The 17,629-nt window shown below is 67.7% G+C and carries 18 protein-coding genes; 8 read left to right on the top strand and 10 right to left on the bottom strand.

Features of this window, described 5'->3' with window-relative positions; genetic code table 11:
* Positions 1 to 37: 37 nt before the first annotated feature.
* A complete protein-coding gene (gene rplM / locus ACFVJQ_RS05030; RefSeq protein WP_385512390.1) occupies positions 38 to 481 on the bottom strand; it encodes a 50S ribosomal protein L13 in 444 nt (147 codons plus the stop codon).
* A gap of 251 nt (positions 482 to 732) precedes the next feature.
* Positions 733 to 981, bottom strand: coding sequence for a hypothetical protein (locus ACFVJQ_RS05035; RefSeq protein ID WP_385780994.1), 249 nt, complete (start codon positions 979 to 981; stop codon positions 733 to 735).
* Positions 982 to 1,055: 74 nt separating this feature from the next.
* Here ACFVJQ_RS05035 and ACFVJQ_RS05040 point away from each other — a divergent pair, with 74 nt between their 5' ends.
* From ACFVJQ_RS05040 to ACFVJQ_RS05065, 6 genes are all read left to right on the top strand, one after another.
* Entirely contained in the window at positions 1,056 to 1,934 is an 879-nt protein-coding gene (locus ACFVJQ_RS05040; RefSeq protein WP_385512393.1) for a hypothetical protein, read from the top strand.
* 48 nt (positions 1,935 to 1,982) lie between these two features.
* Positions 1,983 to 3,374 (top strand): glycoside hydrolase family 26 protein, encoded by a 1,392-nt coding sequence (locus tag ACFVJQ_RS05045; protein WP_385780997.1) that lies wholly within the window; start codon positions 1,983 to 1,985, stop codon positions 3,372 to 3,374.
* 242 nt (positions 3,375 to 3,616) lie between these two features.
* The gene (locus tag ACFVJQ_RS05050; RefSeq protein WP_385781000.1) at positions 3,617 to 5,068 is read left to right on the top strand and encodes a glycosyltransferase family 2 protein; all 1,452 of its coding nucleotides are present in this window, start codon (positions 3,617 to 3,619) and stop codon (positions 5,066 to 5,068) included.
* 20 nt (positions 5,069 to 5,088) lie between these two features.
* Complete coding sequence (locus tag ACFVJQ_RS05055) at positions 5,089 to 6,318, top strand: glycoside hydrolase family 113 (RefSeq protein WP_385512398.1); 1,230 nt, start codon at positions 5,089 to 5,091, stop codon at positions 6,316 to 6,318.
* A gap of 65 nt (positions 6,319 to 6,383) precedes the next feature.
* Positions 6,384 to 7,529 carry a sugar phosphate nucleotidyltransferase gene (locus tag ACFVJQ_RS05060; protein WP_385781003.1) on the top strand — a complete coding sequence of 382 codons (1,146 nt, stop codon included), beginning with the start codon at positions 6,384 to 6,386 and terminating at the stop codon, positions 7,527 to 7,529.
* A complete protein-coding gene (locus ACFVJQ_RS05065; RefSeq protein ID WP_385512401.1) occupies positions 7,507 to 9,681 on the top strand; it encodes an acyltransferase family protein in 2,175 nt (724 codons plus the stop codon). The genes ACFVJQ_RS05060 and ACFVJQ_RS05065 overlap by 23 nt, the downstream gene beginning before the upstream one ends.
* A 43-nt stretch (positions 9,682 to 9,724) precedes the next feature.
* Here ACFVJQ_RS05065 and truA read toward each other — a convergent pair whose 3' ends face one another.
* From truA to map, 8 genes are all read right to left on the bottom strand, one after another.
* The gene (gene truA, locus ACFVJQ_RS05070; protein WP_385781006.1) at positions 9,725 to 10,585 is read right to left on the bottom strand and encodes a tRNA pseudouridine(38-40) synthase TruA; all 861 of its coding nucleotides are present in this window, start codon (positions 10,583 to 10,585) and stop codon (positions 9,725 to 9,727) included.
* A gap of 73 nt (positions 10,586 to 10,658) precedes the next feature.
* The gene (rplQ, locus tag ACFVJQ_RS05075; protein WP_224733582.1) at positions 10,659 to 11,162 is read right to left on the bottom strand and encodes a 50S ribosomal protein L17; all 504 of its coding nucleotides are present in this window, start codon (positions 11,160 to 11,162) and stop codon (positions 10,659 to 10,661) included.
* Between the two features lie 181 nt (positions 11,163 to 11,343).
* On the bottom strand, positions 11,344 to 12,366 hold the full coding sequence (locus ACFVJQ_RS05080; RefSeq protein ID WP_003966937.1) for a DNA-directed RNA polymerase subunit alpha: 1,023 nt from the start codon (positions 12,364 to 12,366) through the stop codon (positions 11,344 to 11,346).
* Positions 12,367 to 12,534: 168 nt separating this feature from the next.
* A complete protein-coding gene (rpsK, locus tag ACFVJQ_RS05085) occupies positions 12,535 to 12,939 on the bottom strand; it encodes a 30S ribosomal protein S11 (RefSeq protein WP_003956432.1) in 405 nt (134 codons plus the stop codon).
* Positions 12,940 to 13,003: 64 nt separating this feature from the next.
* Positions 13,004 to 13,384: a 30S ribosomal protein S13 gene (rpsM, locus tag ACFVJQ_RS05090; protein ID WP_037858429.1), complete on the bottom strand. Its 381-nt coding sequence runs from the start codon at positions 13,382 to 13,384 to the stop codon at positions 13,004 to 13,006.
* 186 nt (positions 13,385 to 13,570) lie between these two features.
* Positions 13,571 to 13,684: a 50S ribosomal protein L36 gene (gene rpmJ / locus ACFVJQ_RS05095; protein ID WP_003998809.1), complete on the bottom strand. Its 114-nt coding sequence runs from the start codon at positions 13,682 to 13,684 to the stop codon at positions 13,571 to 13,573.
* A gap of 66 nt (positions 13,685 to 13,750) precedes the next feature.
* Entirely contained in the window at positions 13,751 to 13,972 is a 222-nt protein-coding gene (gene infA, locus ACFVJQ_RS05100; RefSeq protein ID WP_003948620.1) for a translation initiation factor IF-1, read from the bottom strand.
* 268 nt (positions 13,973 to 14,240) lie between these two features.
* On the bottom strand, positions 14,241 to 15,077 hold the full coding sequence (gene map / locus ACFVJQ_RS05105; RefSeq protein ID WP_385512405.1) for a type I methionyl aminopeptidase: 837 nt from the start codon (positions 15,075 to 15,077) through the stop codon (positions 14,241 to 14,243).
* 437 nt (positions 15,078 to 15,514) lie between these two features.
* Between map and secY the strand changes: the two genes are divergently transcribed.
* Positions 15,515 to 16,828 carry a preprotein translocase subunit SecY gene (gene secY / locus ACFVJQ_RS05110; protein WP_385512407.1) on the top strand — a complete coding sequence of 438 codons (1,314 nt, stop codon included), beginning with the start codon at positions 15,515 to 15,517 and terminating at the stop codon, positions 16,826 to 16,828.
* Positions 16,828 to 17,484 (top strand): adenylate kinase, encoded by a 657-nt coding sequence (locus ACFVJQ_RS05115; protein ID WP_385512409.1) that lies wholly within the window; start codon positions 16,828 to 16,830, stop codon positions 17,482 to 17,484. Before secY ends, ACFVJQ_RS05115 begins: the two co-directional genes overlap by 1 nt.
* Positions 17,485 to 17,629 lie beyond the last annotated feature (145 nt).

The following is a 17,629-nucleotide window of genomic DNA, read 5'->3' on the forward strand; positions in this document are numbered from 1 at the left end:
TCCTCAGATTCTCTTCGGTCTTAGGGGGTGGCCGGACTTACTGCGCGACCTGGGTGATCTCGAACGGAACCGGCTGCTGAGCAGCGTGGGGGTGGTTCTCGCCGCGGTAGACCTTCAGCTTCGAGAGCATCTGACGGCCCAGGGTGTTCTTCGGGAGCATGCCCTTGACGGCCTTCTCGATGGCCTTCTCGGGGTTCTTCTCGAGCAGCTCGTCGTAGCGGACGGAGCGCAGACCACCCGGGTAGCCGGAGTGGCGGTACGCCATCTTCTGGGTCCGCTTGTTGCCGGAGAGGTGCACCTTGTCGGCGTTGATGATGATGACGAAGTCACCAGCGTCGACGTGCGGCGCGTAGATCGGCTTGTGCTTGCCCCGGAGAAGGGTGGCGGCAGTGGTGGCGAGACGGCCCAGGACGACGTCCTGAGCGTCAATGACGTGCCACTGGCGCGTCACATCGCCGGGCTTGGGGCTGTACGTACGCACGGTTCGTAGCCTTCGCTTCGAGTGAATGGTCCTAAACAAGGTCACCGAAACGATCACGACAGCCTGGACCGCACGGCGGCGACGCAAACCGCGTACGTGGGGTCGCTGGTCATCGGCCCGGTGGACCGGTGTAAGGGCCCGTCCCGTGAGAATGAGCAAGCCAATACACAACGAACATGCAGGATACCTGCGGCGCGCCCACCCGGTCAAAACGGGTCGACACCGCCCGGCAGCCTGCTCGACCCCCCAGTTTAGGGCCTCGCACCCGCACCCGGGACCGCGATCGCCGCAACACAGAACGTGACCGCCCGCCTCAGGCGCCTGCGCAACCCCGGCGACCAGCAGCGGGACACCAACGGGACGCAGTAGCCGTACGACGAGCAGGCCGCCGGGAACCCGGAGAGCAGCACCCCCACCACGACGTCGACGAGCACCGCACGCGCCAGCCACGAAGCCCTTCGCCCCAACCACCCGGAGATGCCGCATTTGCCCGTCCTCATGGAGCGAACGCTAGGGGCTCCAGGGCCGGTTGAGACGGACCAGCACACCCCTCGGCCCGTCTAAGATGCGCCCCATGAGCTTTGGGCAGGGGGGACCCCAGTCCCAGTGGGATCCCTGGAAACCGCATTCGCAGCAGCCCTGGAACGACGCCGGTGGCCAGAGCCCGGACTGGGCTGCCCTCGCCGAGGCGTCCGAAGCGCGCAACAAGCGCCGCAGACTGCTGCTCATCGGCGGCGGAGCACTCGCCACCGTCGCGATAGGTGCTGCCGTCGCCGTGGCCGTCGTCTCGGCGAACGGCGACAGCCAGGCCTCGAACCGGCCGAGCTCCCAGCTGCCGGCCACCGCCGACCTCCCGAGCGAGTCCGCCACGGCCCCGTCGTTCGCGCCGACCAGCGCCCCGCCGCCGCTGGACCCGAAGGACTTCGTCTCCAGCAAGAACAAGGACAAGGCCCCGCTCAGCGCGGACCGGCTCTTCCCGGGCACCCAGCTGACCATGGGCGAGACCGTGTACAAGAAGGGCCCGACGGCCGACACGAAGAGCTGCGCCAACGCGGCCAGCGGGACACTGCCGAAGGTCCTCGACGCGAACGACTGCACCCGTCTGCTCCGTGTCACCTACACCAAGGGCGGTGTCGCGGTGACGGTCGGCGTGGCCGTCTTCGACACCGAGGCCCAGGCGGCCAAGGCCAAGGACGAGGCCGACAGCAAGAGCAGAGTCAAGTCCCTGTCCGGCGGCGGGATCAAGGACTTCTGCAACGCCGCGGTCTGCCGCACGACGACCAACTCCTACGGCCGCTACGCCTACTTCACGATCGCCGGCTACACCAACGGCAACGACGTGACGCCGAAGAACACGGAAGTCTTCTCCGCCGGCGACGACCTGGCCGAGTTCACGTTCCGCCAGATCCGCCGCCGCGGCGAGGCCCAGGCGTCGGCGGCGGCCAACGAGTGACGCGTCCCACCAGCCCGCGCACCCACTCCGGTACGTGACGCGATGCGGATGCGCGGACGTCTCGGGCTGATCGGCGCCGGGGCCGGCGCGGCACTGCTCGCGCCGCTCGGGATATGGGCAGCCTGGCCGGACGGGGAACCGGGCGGCGACAACGACCGGCCGGTGCCCACCGACCTGCGGAAACGGGACCCGCACGCCACCCCTGCCGCGCGCCGGGTGTACGCCCTGCTGGCGAGCCTGGAGAACGACGCGCGCCGAGGCCGGCCGAGCCGCACGGTGATCGGCCAGCACGTGGAGCTGCACAACGAGCGGTACAACCCGGCGTACGGCGACTACCGGGGCACCAAGCAGCCGGGCTACTACTACCGCAAGGTCCGGGACATCACCGGCCGGCTGCCGGGCTTCGTCGAGCTGGACCTCGGCCCGGGCTACGGCCAGCCCGGCTGGGCGGTGGGCCGGACCCGCTCCTACTCCAGCGCATGGCCGGGCTGCCGCCGGTACTGGGGATACGTCGACGACGCCGTCGACCTGGCGGTCGGCGTGTGGGCGGGCCTGCCCCGGCCGGCCGACGGCTCCCACCGCCCCTCGGGCACGCACACGGACTGCGCCTCCGGCGCCGAAGTGTCCCTGCCGCACAACGGCGGCGGTCCGTCGGGTCTGGTCGGCTTCTCCTTCCACCAGCCGTACCCGGGCAGCCCGGTCAAGGGCTTCGAGCAGACCAAGCACCGCAACTCCCCCGGCGCACGGGATCCCGGCTGGTTCGCCCGGGTCGTCACCCCGGGCACCGCCGAGCACGGGGCGCTGCTCCACGACCTCGGCTTCCTCGCCGACCACCTGGGCTACCTCGCCGACCGCGGGGTGCCGGTGCTGCTGCGGCCGTACCACGAGATGAACACGGCGCCGGGTCGGGGCTTCTGGTGGGCGGGCCAGGACCCGGACGCGTTCCGGAGACTGTGGCGTCTGACGTACGACTACCTCGTGGGCCGCCGCGGACTGCACAACCTGATCTTCGTGTGGGCGCCGAACTCCTGGGACGGCCGCTACGGCAAGGAGCCCCGGCCCTACTACCCGGGCGACCGCTACGTCGATGTCGTCGGTGTCGACGACTACAGCGACACCCCCGCCCGGCCGTTCCGCGGCGAGGGCTGGACCGAGGTCTGGCACCGGGGGCTGGAGCCGTACGGCAAACCCCGTGCCGTCACCGAGTCCTTCCACGTCCCGCTCAACGCGGCCCAGCCGAGCACCCTGGCCAGAACTCCGTGGGTGCTGTGGACGGTGTGGGGCCAGGCCCTCACGTACGACAACGTCTCCGAGCCACGGGGCAAGAACACCGGCGCCGATGTGAAGCGCACGTACGGCTCGAGCCGGGTGATCAAGGGTGGGGCGACACAGACCGGCGGATTCGACATCAGATCACCACGTCAGACCTCACTTGGTTAACTTTTGAACACATCTCCCTCACAGGTGTTCACATGTCCGTCCGCACATGCCAGGATCGTGCACCTGTTTGGCACGTAGTTCTGGGCGCCTGGGGGGGCATCTGAGCGGCGCGTGCCGTACGCCAAGGGTGGCGTCGGGGGGCAGAAACCCGGAGCAAGTCTGTCGCGGTGCGCTGCGCCGTGCCATGACCGAGATCTGTTGCCTCAACGCACTATCGATCTCACGGGAGTTCCGCAGTCGTCATGGCATCGACACTGGTCGACGGGGGTATGCCGCATTCGCGGCACAACGCGAAGCTGGCCAAGCGCACAGCGTCCTGGAAACCGGGCATTCTGCCCTTCCTGCTGCCCTTCGTGCTGCTGGTCGCCTTCGGGCTCTGGTCCTACCGCCCCAGTTCCTCTCCGCTGAGCTGGGCTCTGACAGTCGTCTGGTCCCTGCCGGTCGTCGGCGTGCTGGTCGGCATCCAGGGCGCCCTGCTCATCCGCCGCCGGGTGCGCCAGAGCGACCGGATGATCCCGCCCGCGCCGGCCGACCAGGACTTCCTGATCGTCCTGTGCCCGACCATCGGGCGGCACGACACCTACCCGGCCCTGGAGCGCTCGGTCCTTTCCTACGTCGAGCACATGCCGGAGTGGTTTCCATACATGCGCGTCGACATCCTCACCGAGGAGGGCTGTGAGGCGGCGGAGGCCATCGACCGGCTCGCCGCCTCCCACCCGCTGATCCGGGTGATCACCGTCCCCAAGGCCTATGTGCCAGCGAACGGCACCCGATTCAAGGCCCGCGCCAACCACTACGCCCACGAGCTGCGCATCGAGGAGGGCGAGGCCCTCGACCACGTCTGGGTGCTGCACATGGACGACGACACCGGCGTCGGCCCCGACACCGCCTCCTCGCTCGCCCAGTTCATCAACCGCCAGCGCCGTGCCCACCCCGACGAGGCCAAGCACATGGCGCAGGGCATCCTGACCTACCCCCGCGAGAACGCGGTCAGCCTCTTCACCTGGCTCGCCGACGCGGTACGCCCCGCCGACGACATCGCCCGCTTCCGCGCGCTGACCGGACTGGGCACCCCGGCCGCCGGCGTGCACGGCGAGCTGCTGGTCATCCGCGCGTCCATCGAGGCCACCATCGGCTGGGACTTCGGCCCCAAGGAGATCGTCGAGGACGCCCGCCTCGCCCTCACCTTCTGCCGCAAGTACCCCGGCCGCAGCGACTGGTTCAACGGCCGCTGCTACGGCGCCTCCCCGGCGAACGCCCGTGACTTCGTCAAGCAGCGCGACCGCTGGGCCTGGGGCCTGGTCGCCCTCTGCTTCAACAAGGCCGTCCCCTGGCGCTACCGCTGGTTCCTGTCGATCTGTGTGACCACCTGGATCCTGGGCCCGCTCCAGCACATCGTCGCGGTGCTCTGCATCGGTCTCCTCGTCGGCGACATGAACACCTCCCCCGTCACCCAGTCCGTCGTCATCCTCTGGGCCCTCAACTTCGCCTACGTGATCTGGACCTACTGGGAGGGGCTGCGGCTCAACGCTCTGGCGTCGGTCAGCGGCCGGCGCAAGTGGTGGGAACCGATCGTCGTGGTCGCGCTCATCCCCGTCTTCTCGGTCCTGGAGGGACTCGGCGGCTTCAAGGGCTTCCTGAAGTTCGTCCGCCGCGAGGAGAACAAGTTCGTCGTGATCGCCAAGCCCGCCTGACCGCCCGGAAGACGACTGATATGCGTTCACGACTGCCCCTTCTCGCCATCTTCCCGGTGACCGTCCTCAGCCTGGTGCTGGGCGCTCCCTTCGTCCTCGGCGACCACCCGGTGCGCTGGGAGTCGGGCTCCGCCCTGCCCCGGATCGTCAGGGACGGCTCCGCCGAATCCGACAACCCCTCCGGCGGCTCCTCCGGTACGACGTCCCCCGGTTCCTCCGCCGACTCCTCCGACGGCCAGGCCCTTCAGGTCACCAAGGCCTGGAAGCCCGGCATGCCGCAGTGGGGGGTCCAGATCTATTGGGAGGAAGAGAAGAAGAAACGTTCTGACACCTTCATCGCGAACCAGGCCCGTAAACACGCCGAGTACCTCGTCGGCCTGGGCGCGAACTCGGTATCCGTCTCCTTCCCCTTCTTCACCGGGGGCCTCACGTCCAACGAGATCTCAGCCGAGGACAAGACCCCGTCCCCGCAGCGACTGCAGCGGGTCCTGAAGGTGTTCGAGGACGCCGGCTTCCGCACCAGCATCCGCCCGATCATGGACGAGGCGGCCCTGAACCCGCCCACCGGCTGGCGCGGCAGCATCGAACCCGCCTCCCGTTCCGCCTGGTTCGGCTCCTACGAGGACTTCCTCACGCCGTATCTGAAGGTCGCCGAGCAGACGAAGGTGAACACGTTCGTCATCGGCACCGAGCTCAACTCCATGGAGGGCGACCCCGGTTGGGACGCACTGGTCGCCTCCGCGGAGAAGACCTTCTCCGGCGAGGTGGCCTACGACGCCAACTGGGACAACTACGTCGCCCGGCGCATCAACATGCCGGTCAGCCACCTCGGCGTGGACGCCTACTTCCCCGTCAAGGTGCCCGACACCGCCTCCGTCGACCGGCTGGTCGAGGGCTGGAACGACTGGCTGGACAGGAAGGCCACTGGCGACCTGCCCAACGTCACGATCGCCGAGGCCGGCATCGGCGCCATGGACGGCGCCTACCACGCACCCGGCGACTTCTACAACAAGAACGCCGTCAACCCGAAGGTGCAGGCCACCTGGTACACGGCCGTCTGTCAGGTCGTCCAGGAACGCCGTATGCAGGGCGTCTACTGGTGGTCGATCTGGTTCGACGACGACCCGAACACCCCTCCGGACGACAAGACCGCGTCCCGTCTGGACTTCGCCGGCCGCCCGCAGAGCGAGAAGGCCATCAAGTCCTGCTTTACCTCCGACTACGCAGGTCCGGGCAACGCAGCCCAATAACAACCAGCACTGGAGATCCCCCCACGCCTCCATCACCCGTCCCCGCAACCCAAGGCGGACACCACATGACTGAAGCGATCCTTCTCGTGGGCGGTCAGGGCACCAGACTCCGGCCCCTGACCAGCCACATCCCCAAGCCGCTGCTCCCCGTCGCCGGGGTGCCGTTCCTCACGCACCAACTGGCGCGCGCGGCCGCCGCGGGGGTCACCCGGATCGTTTTCGCCACCTCCTACCTGGCGGAACTCTTCGAGGAGGAGTTCGGCGACGGCAGCCGCCTCGGCCTGGAGCTGGAGTACGTCGTCGAGGAGACCGCCCTCGGCACCGGCGGCGCCATCCGCAACGCCACCGAGCGGCTGCGCAGCGCCCCCGGCGAGCCGGTGCTGGTCTTCAACGGCGACATCCTCTCCGGCGTGGACATCGCCGCCCTGCGCGACGGCCACCGCGCCTCCGGGGCCGATGTCACCCTGCATCTCAAGCGGGTGGCCGACCCCCGCGCCTTCGGACTGGTGCCCACCGACGCCGAGGGCCGGGTCCAGGCGTTCCTGGAGAAGCCCCAGACGCCGGAGGAGATCACCACCGACCAGATCAACGCGGGCTGCTACGTCTTCACCCGCTCCGTGCTCGACCGCATCCCGGCCGGCCGGGTCGTCTCCGTGGAACGCGAGACGTTCCCCGAGCTGCTCGCCTCCGGCGCGCACGTCCGCGGCGTCGTCGACGACGCCTACTGGCTCGACCTCGGCACCCCGGCCGCCTTCGTCCAGGGCTCGGCCGACCTGGTCCGCGGCAAGGTCACGTCCCCGGCGCTGCCCGGCCCGGTGGGCGACGCCCTGGTCCTGCCCGGCGCCCGGGTGCATCCCAGCGCCGTGCTCAGCGGCGGCACGGTCGTGGCCGCCGGTGCCTTGGTCGGCGAGGGCGCCGTCGTCGAGGGCAGCGTGCTGCTGGCCGGCGCCGAGATCGCCCCCCGGGCCAGCCTGCACCGCTCCGTGGTCGGACGGCACGCCCGTGTCGGCGAGGGCTGCGTCCTGGACTCCGTGGTCATCGGCGACGCCGCCCGGGTGGCCGAGGGCAACGAACTCCCGCCCGGCCTGCGCATCGCCTGCGGAGCCCACCTGCCCGCCCACGGTGTGCGCATCTCCGCCTCCCCCGTTCCCTGCACCGCGCAGGGCATCGCTCACTCTGGAGTACCCCATGCATCGTCAGCCGCCCACTGACCCTCCGGTCCCGGACGGCCAAGGTCAGCAGGGGTACCTGGGCTACCAGCAGCAGGGATACGGGCAACAGGGCTACGGCCAGCAGCCCCACCCCGGCGGGCAGCAGGGCTACGCCCAGCAGTACGGCGGCGACCAGTACGGCCGCCCGCCCGTCCCGCAGCAGTACGTCGTACCCCACATCCCCCAGCAGCCGGAGCCGGAGCTGGACCAGTCATACCCCCCGTACGACACATTGATCGCGACCCCGGAGCGGGCGCCGGAACCCGTCGCGAAGCCGGAGCCCGAACTGGCACCCGAGCCGGAGTCCAAGCCGGCCCCGCTGCGCTCCCGCTTCCAGGCAGTCGACGGTCTGCGCGGCATCGCCATCCTGTCGGTGCTGCTGTACCACACCAACTGGTTCAGCAACGGCCTGTTCGGCGTGGACGCCTTCTTCGTGCTGTCCGGCTTCCTCACCACACTGCTGCTGATCCGCGAGGTCGAGCGCACCGGCCGTATCCGCATCGGACGCTTCTACCGCCGCCGTTTCAAGCGCCTGCTGCCCGGCCTGATGGTGACGCTCGCCCTGGTGGTCGGGATCTCCTATCTCACCAGCCCGCTGAAGGAGGCCAACACGGTCTCCGAACAGGCACTCGGCGCGCTGCTGCAGATCGGCAACTGGGCCCAGATCGCCCGCGGTGACGCCTACTGGGACCACTTCGGGGCCATCCAGCCGCTGTCGGCCATGTGGTCGCTGAGCATCACCGAACAGTTCTACGTGGTGTGGCCGCTGGTCCTCGTCGTCGCCTTCGCCGCCTTCCGCCGGCGCGTGCTGCCGGTCGCCGTGCTCACGGTGCTGCTGTTCGGCGTGTCGGCGCTGGTCGCGCCTGTGCTGTGGCGAGGCGGCAACCACGACACCGACTTCCTGTACCTGGCGACGCAGACGCGTGCCGTGGCCTTCATGGCGGGCGGGGCCGCCGCGTTCGTGGTGCACCTGGTGCAGCGCCGGGCGGCGCGCCGCGACAGCGAGAGCAGTGCCGGGTACCACCTGGCGACGGTGACCGGGATCCTCTCCCTGGCCGCGGTGGTCTACCTCAGCATCAAAGTGAGCACCTACCACGAGCCTCTCCTGTACCAGGGCGGCCTGGCGGCCGTGGCGTTCCTGATCGCGCTCACCGCGGCCTGCCTCAGCACGGACCGCGGCCCGCTGGCCCGAGCCCTTCAGCTCAAGCCGCTCATGGAGATCGGCCAGATCTCCTACAGCCTCTACCTGCTCCACCTGCCGGTGTACTGGCTGCTGCTGATGGTCTACCCCGACATGAAGCCGTACGCCCTGTTCCTGCTGGGCACCGGGCTGACCTGGCTGCTGTCGATGGTCATGCACTACACGATCGAGCAGTACCGGGTCCGCGACTGGCGCCCCGCCAAGGCGGTCCCCCTGTTCACCGCGGCCTCGCTGGTCATCGGCTTCGGCTCCTGGTACCTGCCCACCTACATCGCCGACTCGATGCGCCCCGACGGCAAGCCGCTGGTGCTGACCCTGGGCGACTCGATGGCGGAGGACTTCGCGACGGCGCTGGCCGACCACGGTGACAAGTACGCCGTGGTCGACGGCGGCCAGCGCGGCTGCGGTGTCATGACACCCCAGGCGGTCCGCGACCGTACCGACGAGGTCTTCGAGAACTGGGACTCTTGTCTCAAGTGGGAGGAGTTCTGGACCGACCAACTCGAGGGCTCCCAGCCCGATGCGACACTCATCCACCTGGGTTGGGACGCGGCGGAACAGAAGATCGACGGCAAGTGGCTGAGCGCCTGCAGCCCCGCCTACAAGGCCCGCTACGTCAAGCAGCTCGGCAAGGCCGTGAAGCTGATCCACACGGAGTCGCCCGACACCGAGATCCTGCTCATGAACGAGCGGAACTACAACGGCGCGATCACGTCCGACTGGGGAACCTGCTTCAACGAGGTCGTCGCCGAGTTCGCCGAGTCCTCCAAGACCAAGGTGCATCTGGTGGACCTCGACGGGCTGTTGTGCGACACCAAGGGCTGTCGCCAGACCACGGACGACGGCGCACGCCTCTACCCCCAGGGTGACGACGTCCACCTCTCCAAGGCCGGCCTCCGGTTCGTCGCCCCGTGGCTGGAGGAGCAGTTGGCCGCGTCCCTGAAGTCCTGACGCCACCCGGCCTGTCCGGCGGGCTCTCCCACCGGACAGGCCGTCAGCCGCAGCACCCCGCGCTCGGCGGCAACGACCGCTTGTTGCGCGCCTCCTTGTTCCGCGCCGCCAGCAACTCGTCGGCGGGATACCCGACTTCCTCCAGCGTCAGCCCATGCGGCCGTACGACATGCACGGCGGAGTCCCGCACACCGGCGGCAAGCACCTTCCCGGGCCAGTCGGCGGGCCGATGTCCGTCCCCCACGAACAACAGCGCCCCGATGAGCGACCGCACCATGTTGTGGCAGAAGGCGTCGGCGCGAACGGTGGCGGTGATGATCCCGTCGTCGCCCTTCTCCAGGCTCAGCTCCTGCAGCGTACGAATCGTGGTGGCCCCCTCCCGCTTCTTGCAGTAGGCGGCGAAGTCATGCTCCCCGAGTAGCCCTCGCGCCGCCTCGTTCATGGCGTCGACGTCGAGGGGCCAGTCGTGCCAGAGGACGTGATTGCGCAGCAGCGGGTCGACACCGCCGGGATTGTCGGTGACGCGATACGCATACCGCCGCCAGACAGCCGAGAACCGAGCATTGAACCCACTGGGCGCATCCCTGAGGGCCCACACCCGCACGTCCCTGGGCAGCCGCCCGGCGAGCCGCTTGAGCAGCTTCTCGTGATGCTCACGCCAGACAGCCTCCGGCAGATCCACGTGCGCCACCTGCCCGCGCGCATGCACCCCGGCGTCGGTCCGTCCGGCGACGGTCAGCTCGTACGTGTCCCGCGACCGCGTGACGGTACGCAGCGCGTCCTCGACCTCCCCCTGCACGGTCCGCCGCCCGCCGGCCTGCTTGGCCCAGCCGGAGAAGTCGGTGCCGTCATAGGACAGATCGAGCCGTAGGCGTACGAACCCGGGCTGTACTTCGTCACTCACTCCTTGATCCTCTCAGGTACGCGAAAGCGGGCCCGCCCCGTCAAGGGCGGGCCCGCTCAGCGAGAGCTCAGCCTCAGGCGTCCTTGGACTCCTCGGCCGGAGCCTCGGCGACATCCTTGGTGACGTCGACCTTGGTCTCCTCGGCCTTGGCCTCCTCGGCCTCCTTGACCGCACGCTTGGTGGCGGCCTCGGCCTCACCCGTGGCCTCCTGCGCGACCGTCAGCGCCTCGACCAGCTCGATGACAGCCATGGGCGCGTTGTCGCCACGACGGTTACCGATCTTGGTGATACGGGTGTAGCCACCCGGACGGTTCTCGTAGCGCGGGCCGATCTCGGTGAAGAGCGTGTGGACGATGCTCTTGTCCGTGATCACCTGAAGCACCTGACGGCGGTTGTGAAGGTCACCCTTCTTCGCCTTGGTGATCAGACGCTCGGCGTACGGCCGCAGCCGGCGGGCCTTCGCCTCGGTGGTGGTGATACGACCGTGCTCGAACAGCGACTTCGCGAGGTTCGCAAGAAGCAGCTTCTCGTGCGCGGCGCTGCCGCCCATACGGGCACCCTTGGTGGGCTTCGGCATTGTGTTTCTCCTAGGTGTCTGCCCCGGCCGTGTCAGGTACCGGGGTCAGTATCCGAGCAGGCGGTCGCCTGTCGGAGATCCGGACAGAGCCCCGAAGGGGCTCGTCCGGAAGGGGCGCGGGGAACTGCGCGATCAAGCACAGCGCACCCGCGCCCGAAAAGGGACCGTCTGACCCGAGCTCTTAGTACTGCTCGGTCTCGACGAAGCCCGCATCCGCGTCGTCGTCCGCGCCGAACGCGTCCGCCGCAGCGGTCGGGTCGAATCCAGGCGGGCTGTCCTTGAGCGCCAGCCCCATACCCGCCAGCTTCGCCTTGACCTCGTCGATCGACTTCGCACCGAAGTTGCGGATGTCGAGCAGGTCGGCCTCGGAGCGGGCGACCAGCTCACCCACGGAGTGGATGCCCTCACGCTTGAGGCAGTTGTACGACCGAACGGTGAGCTCCAGCTCCTCGATCGGCAGCGCCAGATCGGCGGCAAGGGCCGCGTCCGTCGGGGACGGGCCCATGTCGATGCCCTCGGCGTCGATGTTGAGCTCGCGGGCGAGACCGAACAGCTCGACCAGCGTCTTACCGGCGGAGGCCATGGCGTCACGCGGACGCATCGCCTGCTTGGTCTCGACGTCGACGATCAGCTTGTCGAAGTCGGTGCGCTGCTCGACACGCGTGGCCTCGACCTTGTACGTGACCTTCAGAACCGGCGAGTAGATGGAGTCGACCGGGATACGACCGATCTCCTGGCCCACCTGCTTGTTCTGCACGGCGGAGACGTAACCACGGCCACGCTCGACCGTGAGCTCCATCTCCAGCTTGCCCTTGCCGTTGAGCGTGGCGAGGACGAGGTCGGGGTTGTGCACCTCGACACCGGCCGGAGGCGCGATGTCGGCGGCGGTGACCAGACCCGGGCCCTGCTTGCGCAGGTACATCACGACCGGCTCGTCGTGCTCCGAGGAGACGACCAGCTGCTTGATGTTGAGGATCAGGTCGGTGACGTCCTCCTTGACGCCCGGCACGGTGGTGAACTCGTGCAGGACACCGTCGATCCGGATGCTGGTGACAGCCGCACCGGGGATCGACGACAGGAGCGTACGACGCAGGGAGTTGCCGAGGGTGTAGCCGAAGCCCGGCTCCAGCGGCTCGATCACGAACCGGGAGCGGAATTCGTCGACGACCTCTTCGGTCAACGAGGGACGCTGAGCGATCAGCATGTGTGGATCAGATCCTTCAGTCGTGGGCGCCCGCTATATGACGCCCGACGGAACCGCCCCCGGCAAAAAGGGGCGGGTACTGCAAGGGTACGGGCGATACGGCCCCGGTTCACTCCGCTTGCGCGGGGAAGGGAGCCGTACCGCCCGAATCCTGAAAGCAGCCGAGCCTCAGACGCGGCGGCGCTTCGGCGGACGGCAGCCGTTGTGCGGGGTCGGGGTGACGTCCTGGATGGAGCCGACCTCGAGGCCCGTGGCCTGCAGGGAGCGGATCGCGGTCTCACGACCGGAGCCCGGGCCCTTGACGAACACGTCGACCTTGCGCATGCCGTGCTCCTGAGCGCGGCGGGCAGCCGACTCGGCGGCCATCTGCGCGGCGAACGGCGTGGACTTCCGGGAGCCCTTGAAGCCGACGTGGCCGGCGGAGGCCCAGGAGATCACGTTGCCGGACGGGTCCGTGATGGAGACGATCGTGTTGTTGAACGTGCTCTTGATGTGCGCGTGGCCGTGAGCGACGTTCTTCTTTTCCTTGCGGCGCACCTTCTTGGCAGCGCCCTGACGTCCCTTGGGGGGCATCTCTTAACTCCTACGGGAGGTGGTCGGTCCTACAGCGAAGACCGTGGACTTGGTCCGCTGCGGACTACTTCTTGCCCGGCTTCTTCTTGCCGGCGATGGCGCGACGCGGGCCCTTGCGGGTGCGGGCGTTGGTGCTGGTGCGCTGACCGCGGACGGGCAGACCGCGGCGGTGCCGCAGACCCTGGTAGCAGCCGATCTCGACCTTGCGGCGGATGTCGGCCTGGATCTCGCGACGGAGGTCACCCTCGGTCTTGATGTTGTTGTCGACGTACTCGCGGATCGCGACGAGCTGCTCCTCGGAGAGGTCGCGGACGCGGGTGTTCGGGTCGACGCCGGTGGCTGCCAGCGTCTGCTGCGAAAGGGTCCGGCCGATGCCGAACACGTAGGTGAGGGCGACCTCCACGCGCTTTTCGCGCGGGATGTCAACACCGGAAACGCGTGCCATTCAATGGCTCCAGTTGATCTTCGGAGGTCTTCCGCAGAACCGACTCCCAGCCGCCGTACGAGGTACGAACTGGGTCCCCGGCCTCCGAACCGGGGGTGTCGAGCCGTAGGGCTCGGGCCCTGCGTATGAACATATTCAGCTCGCGTCGCGCGAATCTCTGCGCATGCAGAGGGAAATGGCCTGCGATCAGCCCTGGCGCTGCTTGTGGCGCGGGTTCTCGCAGATCACCATGACCCGACCGTGACGGCGGATCACCCTGCACTTGTCGCAGATCTTCTTGACGCTCGGCTTGACCTTCATGGGATGTGAGGTTCTCCGGGTCAGTTGCCGGCGGCCCCGCGGGGAACGCGGGACGTGGGGCAAGATCTACTTGTACCGGTAGACGATCCGGCCACGCGTCAGGTCGTACGGAGACAGCTCCACCACGACCCGGTCGTCAGGGAGGATGCGGATGTAGTGCATACGCATCTTGCCGCTGATGTGTGCCAGGACCTGGTGGCCGTTCTGGAGCTCGACCTTGAACATGGCGTTCGGCAGAGACTCGACGACAGTGCCCTCGATCTCGATGGCACCTTGCTTCTTGGCCACGCTTCGCCCTTCGGAATCGACTACCTTGATCGACCCCTGCACTTTCCCTTACGGGGCGCATGCAGACATGCGGGTGCACAAGAGCCGACGAGTCAGTCTACGTCAGCGCAACCGGAAAGACGAATCGGGGAAGTCTGCCCAGCAGGCAGATCATTAAGCGCCCCAAAGGGGCGCGGGGCTCTGTCGGCATGCGGCTCCGCCGCATGGACGCGACCAGCCCCCAGGAGCCCGCAGCCGCCAGCCGGCAGGACCGCCCCCTGGAAGGCGCTCAGGCCAGCGGATCCGGCGCAGCCACAACCCCGTACTCCGCCAGCTTCGCCTTACCCCCGTCGGGAGACGTCAGCACCAGCGGCCCCTGCTCGGTCAGCGCAACCGAGTGCTCCCAGTGGGACGACCACGTACCGTCGGTCGTGATCACCGTCCAGTCGTCCGAGAGAACCTCCGTCTTCGGGGTGCCCAGCGAGACCATCGGCTCGATCGCGAGGCAGAAGCCCGGCACCAGCTTCGGGCCCTTGCCCCGGCGCCGCTCGACATAGTTCAACAGGTGCGGGTCCATGTGCATCTCGGAGCCGATGCCGTGACCGCCGTAGTCCTCGATGATCCCGTAGCGGCCCCCGCCGGGCTTCGGCTGGCGGCGGATGTACGTCTCGATGGCCCGCGAGATGTCGACGAGCCGGTTCCCCTGCTTCATCGCGGCGATGCCGGCCCACATGGACTCCTCGGTCACCCGCGACAGCTCGATCAGCTCCGGAGCGTGACCGGAGCCCACGAAGGCGGTGTAGGCGGCGTCGCCGTGCCAGCCGTCGATGATCGCGCCGCAGTCGATGGAGATGATGTCGCCGTCCTTGAGGACGACGTCCTCGGACGGGATGCCGTGGACGACGACGTCGTTCACCGAGGTGCAGATCGTCGCGGGGAAACCGCCGTAGCCGAGGAAGTTCGACTTGGCTCCGTGCTCCGCGAGCACCTTGCGGGCGACCTCGTCCAGATCCTTGGTGCTGGCCCCGGGCACCGCGGCCTCGCGCGTGGCCGCGTGAATGGCGGCGACGACCAGCCCCGCCTCACGCATCTTGGCGATCTGCTCGGGGGACTTGATCTGCACCATGGGGACGGGGGCCTTTCTTGACCAGCAGTTTGGAGCTTGGTTACTACGAACGAGCGAGAGTCCGCCTCCACGATAAGGCCACTGCGCCCTGGCCATGGGATCACATGGGGGCAAAGCAACATCCGGGAGCATGGATCCCTACGTCAGACGCGGCCCTGCGGCAAGTTGTGGAGCCCCAAGAGCCCGTACAGCCGTGACTGCCGGGGACGCCTCACGGCGTCTACGCACCCGGCGCGTTGAGGGCACGGTCACGGCATGGAGGGCCATCCATGGCCGGTCGTTCCGAGGGAAGCGTCCTCGCCGGTAAGGTGGCTCTCACTGTTAACTTCTGCCTGGCGTGCATTCAGAGCACACCAGGCAGCCTTTGACCGATATGTACTCGTCGAACCTCAGACCGTCACCTCTGGCGCAGTAGCGCGGGGGTCGCAGGAGGCACCGTGCTCACCGCGTTCGCCCGGGCGTTCAAGACGCCCGACCTGCGCAAGAAGCTGCTCTTCACGCTCGGCATCATCGTGGTGTACCGGGTCGGTACGCACATTCCGATCCCGGGTGTCGACTACAGGAACGTCCAGACCTGCATCGACCAGGCGAACGCCAGCCAAGGCCTGTTCGGTCTGGTCAACATGTTCAGTGGCGGCGCGCTGCTTCAGATCACGATCTTCGCGCTCGGCATCATGCCGTACATCACGGCGAGCATCATTCTGCAGTTGCTGACCGTGGTCATTCCCCGCCTGGAAGCCCTCAAGAAGGAGGGACAGGCCGGTACTGCGAAAATCACTCAGTACACCCGCTACCTGACCGTGGCGCTCGCCATCCTCCAGGGCACCGGCCTGGTGGCCACCGCCCGAAGCGGCGCGCTTTTCCAGAACTGCCAGGTCGCCAACCAGATCGTGCCCGACCAGTCGATCTTCATCACCATCACCATGGTCATCACCATGACCGCCGGTACGGCCGTCGTCATGTGGCTCGGTGAGCTCATCACCGACCGCGGCATCGGCAACGGCATGTCGATCCTGATGTTCATCTCGATCGCCGCGACCTTCCCGTCCGCGCTGTGGGCCATCAAGCAGCAGGGCTCCCTGGCCGACGGCTGGATCGAGTTCGGCACCGTCATCGCCGTCGGCCTGGTCGTGATCGGCCTGGTGGTCTTCGTCGAGCAGGCTCAGCGCCGTATTCCGGTCCAGTACGCGAAGCGCATGATCGGCCGTCGGTCCTACGGCGGTACGTCGACGTACATTCCGCTGAAGGTCAACCAGGCGGGCATCATCCCTGTGATCTTTGCCTCGTCGCTGCTCTACATCCCGGCGCTGATCGCGCAGTTCGCCGGTGGAACCTCCGGCTGGAAGACCTGGATCGAAAGGAATCTCGCGGATCCGGGCGCCCCGACGCACATTGTCCTCTACTTCGTCCTGATCATTTTCTTCGCCTTCTTCTACGTGGCCATCTCGTTCAACCCCGAGGAAGTCGCGGACAACATGAAGAAGTATGGTGGCTTCATCCCGGGCATCCGGGCTGGCCGACCGACCGCTGAGTACCTTTCCTACGTGCTCAACCGGATCACCTGGCCGGGCTCGCTGTACTTGGGTCTGATCGCTCTCGTGCCGACGATGGCGTTGGCTGGTTTTGGGGCAAACCAGAACTTCCCGTTCGGCGGGACCAGCATCCTGATCATCGTGGGTGTGGGCCTGGAGACGGTGAAGCAGATCGAGAGCCAGCTCCAGCAGCGCAATTACGAAGGGTTCCTCCGCTGATGCGAATCGTCCTCGTCGGACCGCCGGGTGCCGGGAAGGGAACGCAGGCCGCGTTCCTGGCCAAGAACCTGTCGATCCCGCACATCTCCACGGGCGACCTGTTCCGAGCCAACATCAGCCAGCAGACGGAGCTCGGGAAACTCGCGAAGTCCTACATGGACGCGGGCAACCTGGTACCGGATGAGGTCACCATCGGGATGGCCAAGGACCGCATGGAGAAGCCGGACGCCGAGAACGGCTTCCTGCTGGACGGCTTTCCGCGCAATGTCTCCCAGGCCGAGGCGCTCGACGAGATGCTCCAGTCCGAGAGCATGAAGCTGGACGCGGTGCTGGACCTCGAGGTCCCCGAGGAAGAAGTGGTCAAGCGGATCGCCGGGCGGCGGATCTGCCGCAAGGACTCCAGCCACGTCTTCCACATGACGTACAGCCGGCCGCAGACGGAGGGCGTGTGCGACGTCTGTGGTGGCCAGCTGTACCAGCGGGACGACGACTCCGAGGAGACTGTCCGCAAGCGGCTGGAGGTCTACCACACGCAAACCGAGCCGATCATCGACTACTACAAGGCTCAGGGTCTGGTAGTGACGATCTCGGCCCTCGGCAAGGTGGACGAAGTCACCAAGCGCGCAATGGACGCGCTGCGGAGCAACGACAAATAGGCAGCGTGCAGCCAGACGAAGAAACGGGTGGGGGCGGCCCCGATCGGGTGGCGCGCCCCCCCCGTTGATATATAAAACAATTACGCCGCCGCATTACCAAGGGGTTTTTTTTTTAAACAAAAGGCCGGTATGTTATTAAAAAAAG

Origin of the sequence: Streptomyces sp. NPDC127197, assembly GCF_042672405.1 — a bacterium.
In the GTDB taxonomy this organism is placed as follows: Bacteria; Actinomycetota; Actinomycetes; order Streptomycetales; family Streptomycetaceae; genus Streptomyces; species Streptomyces flavusporus.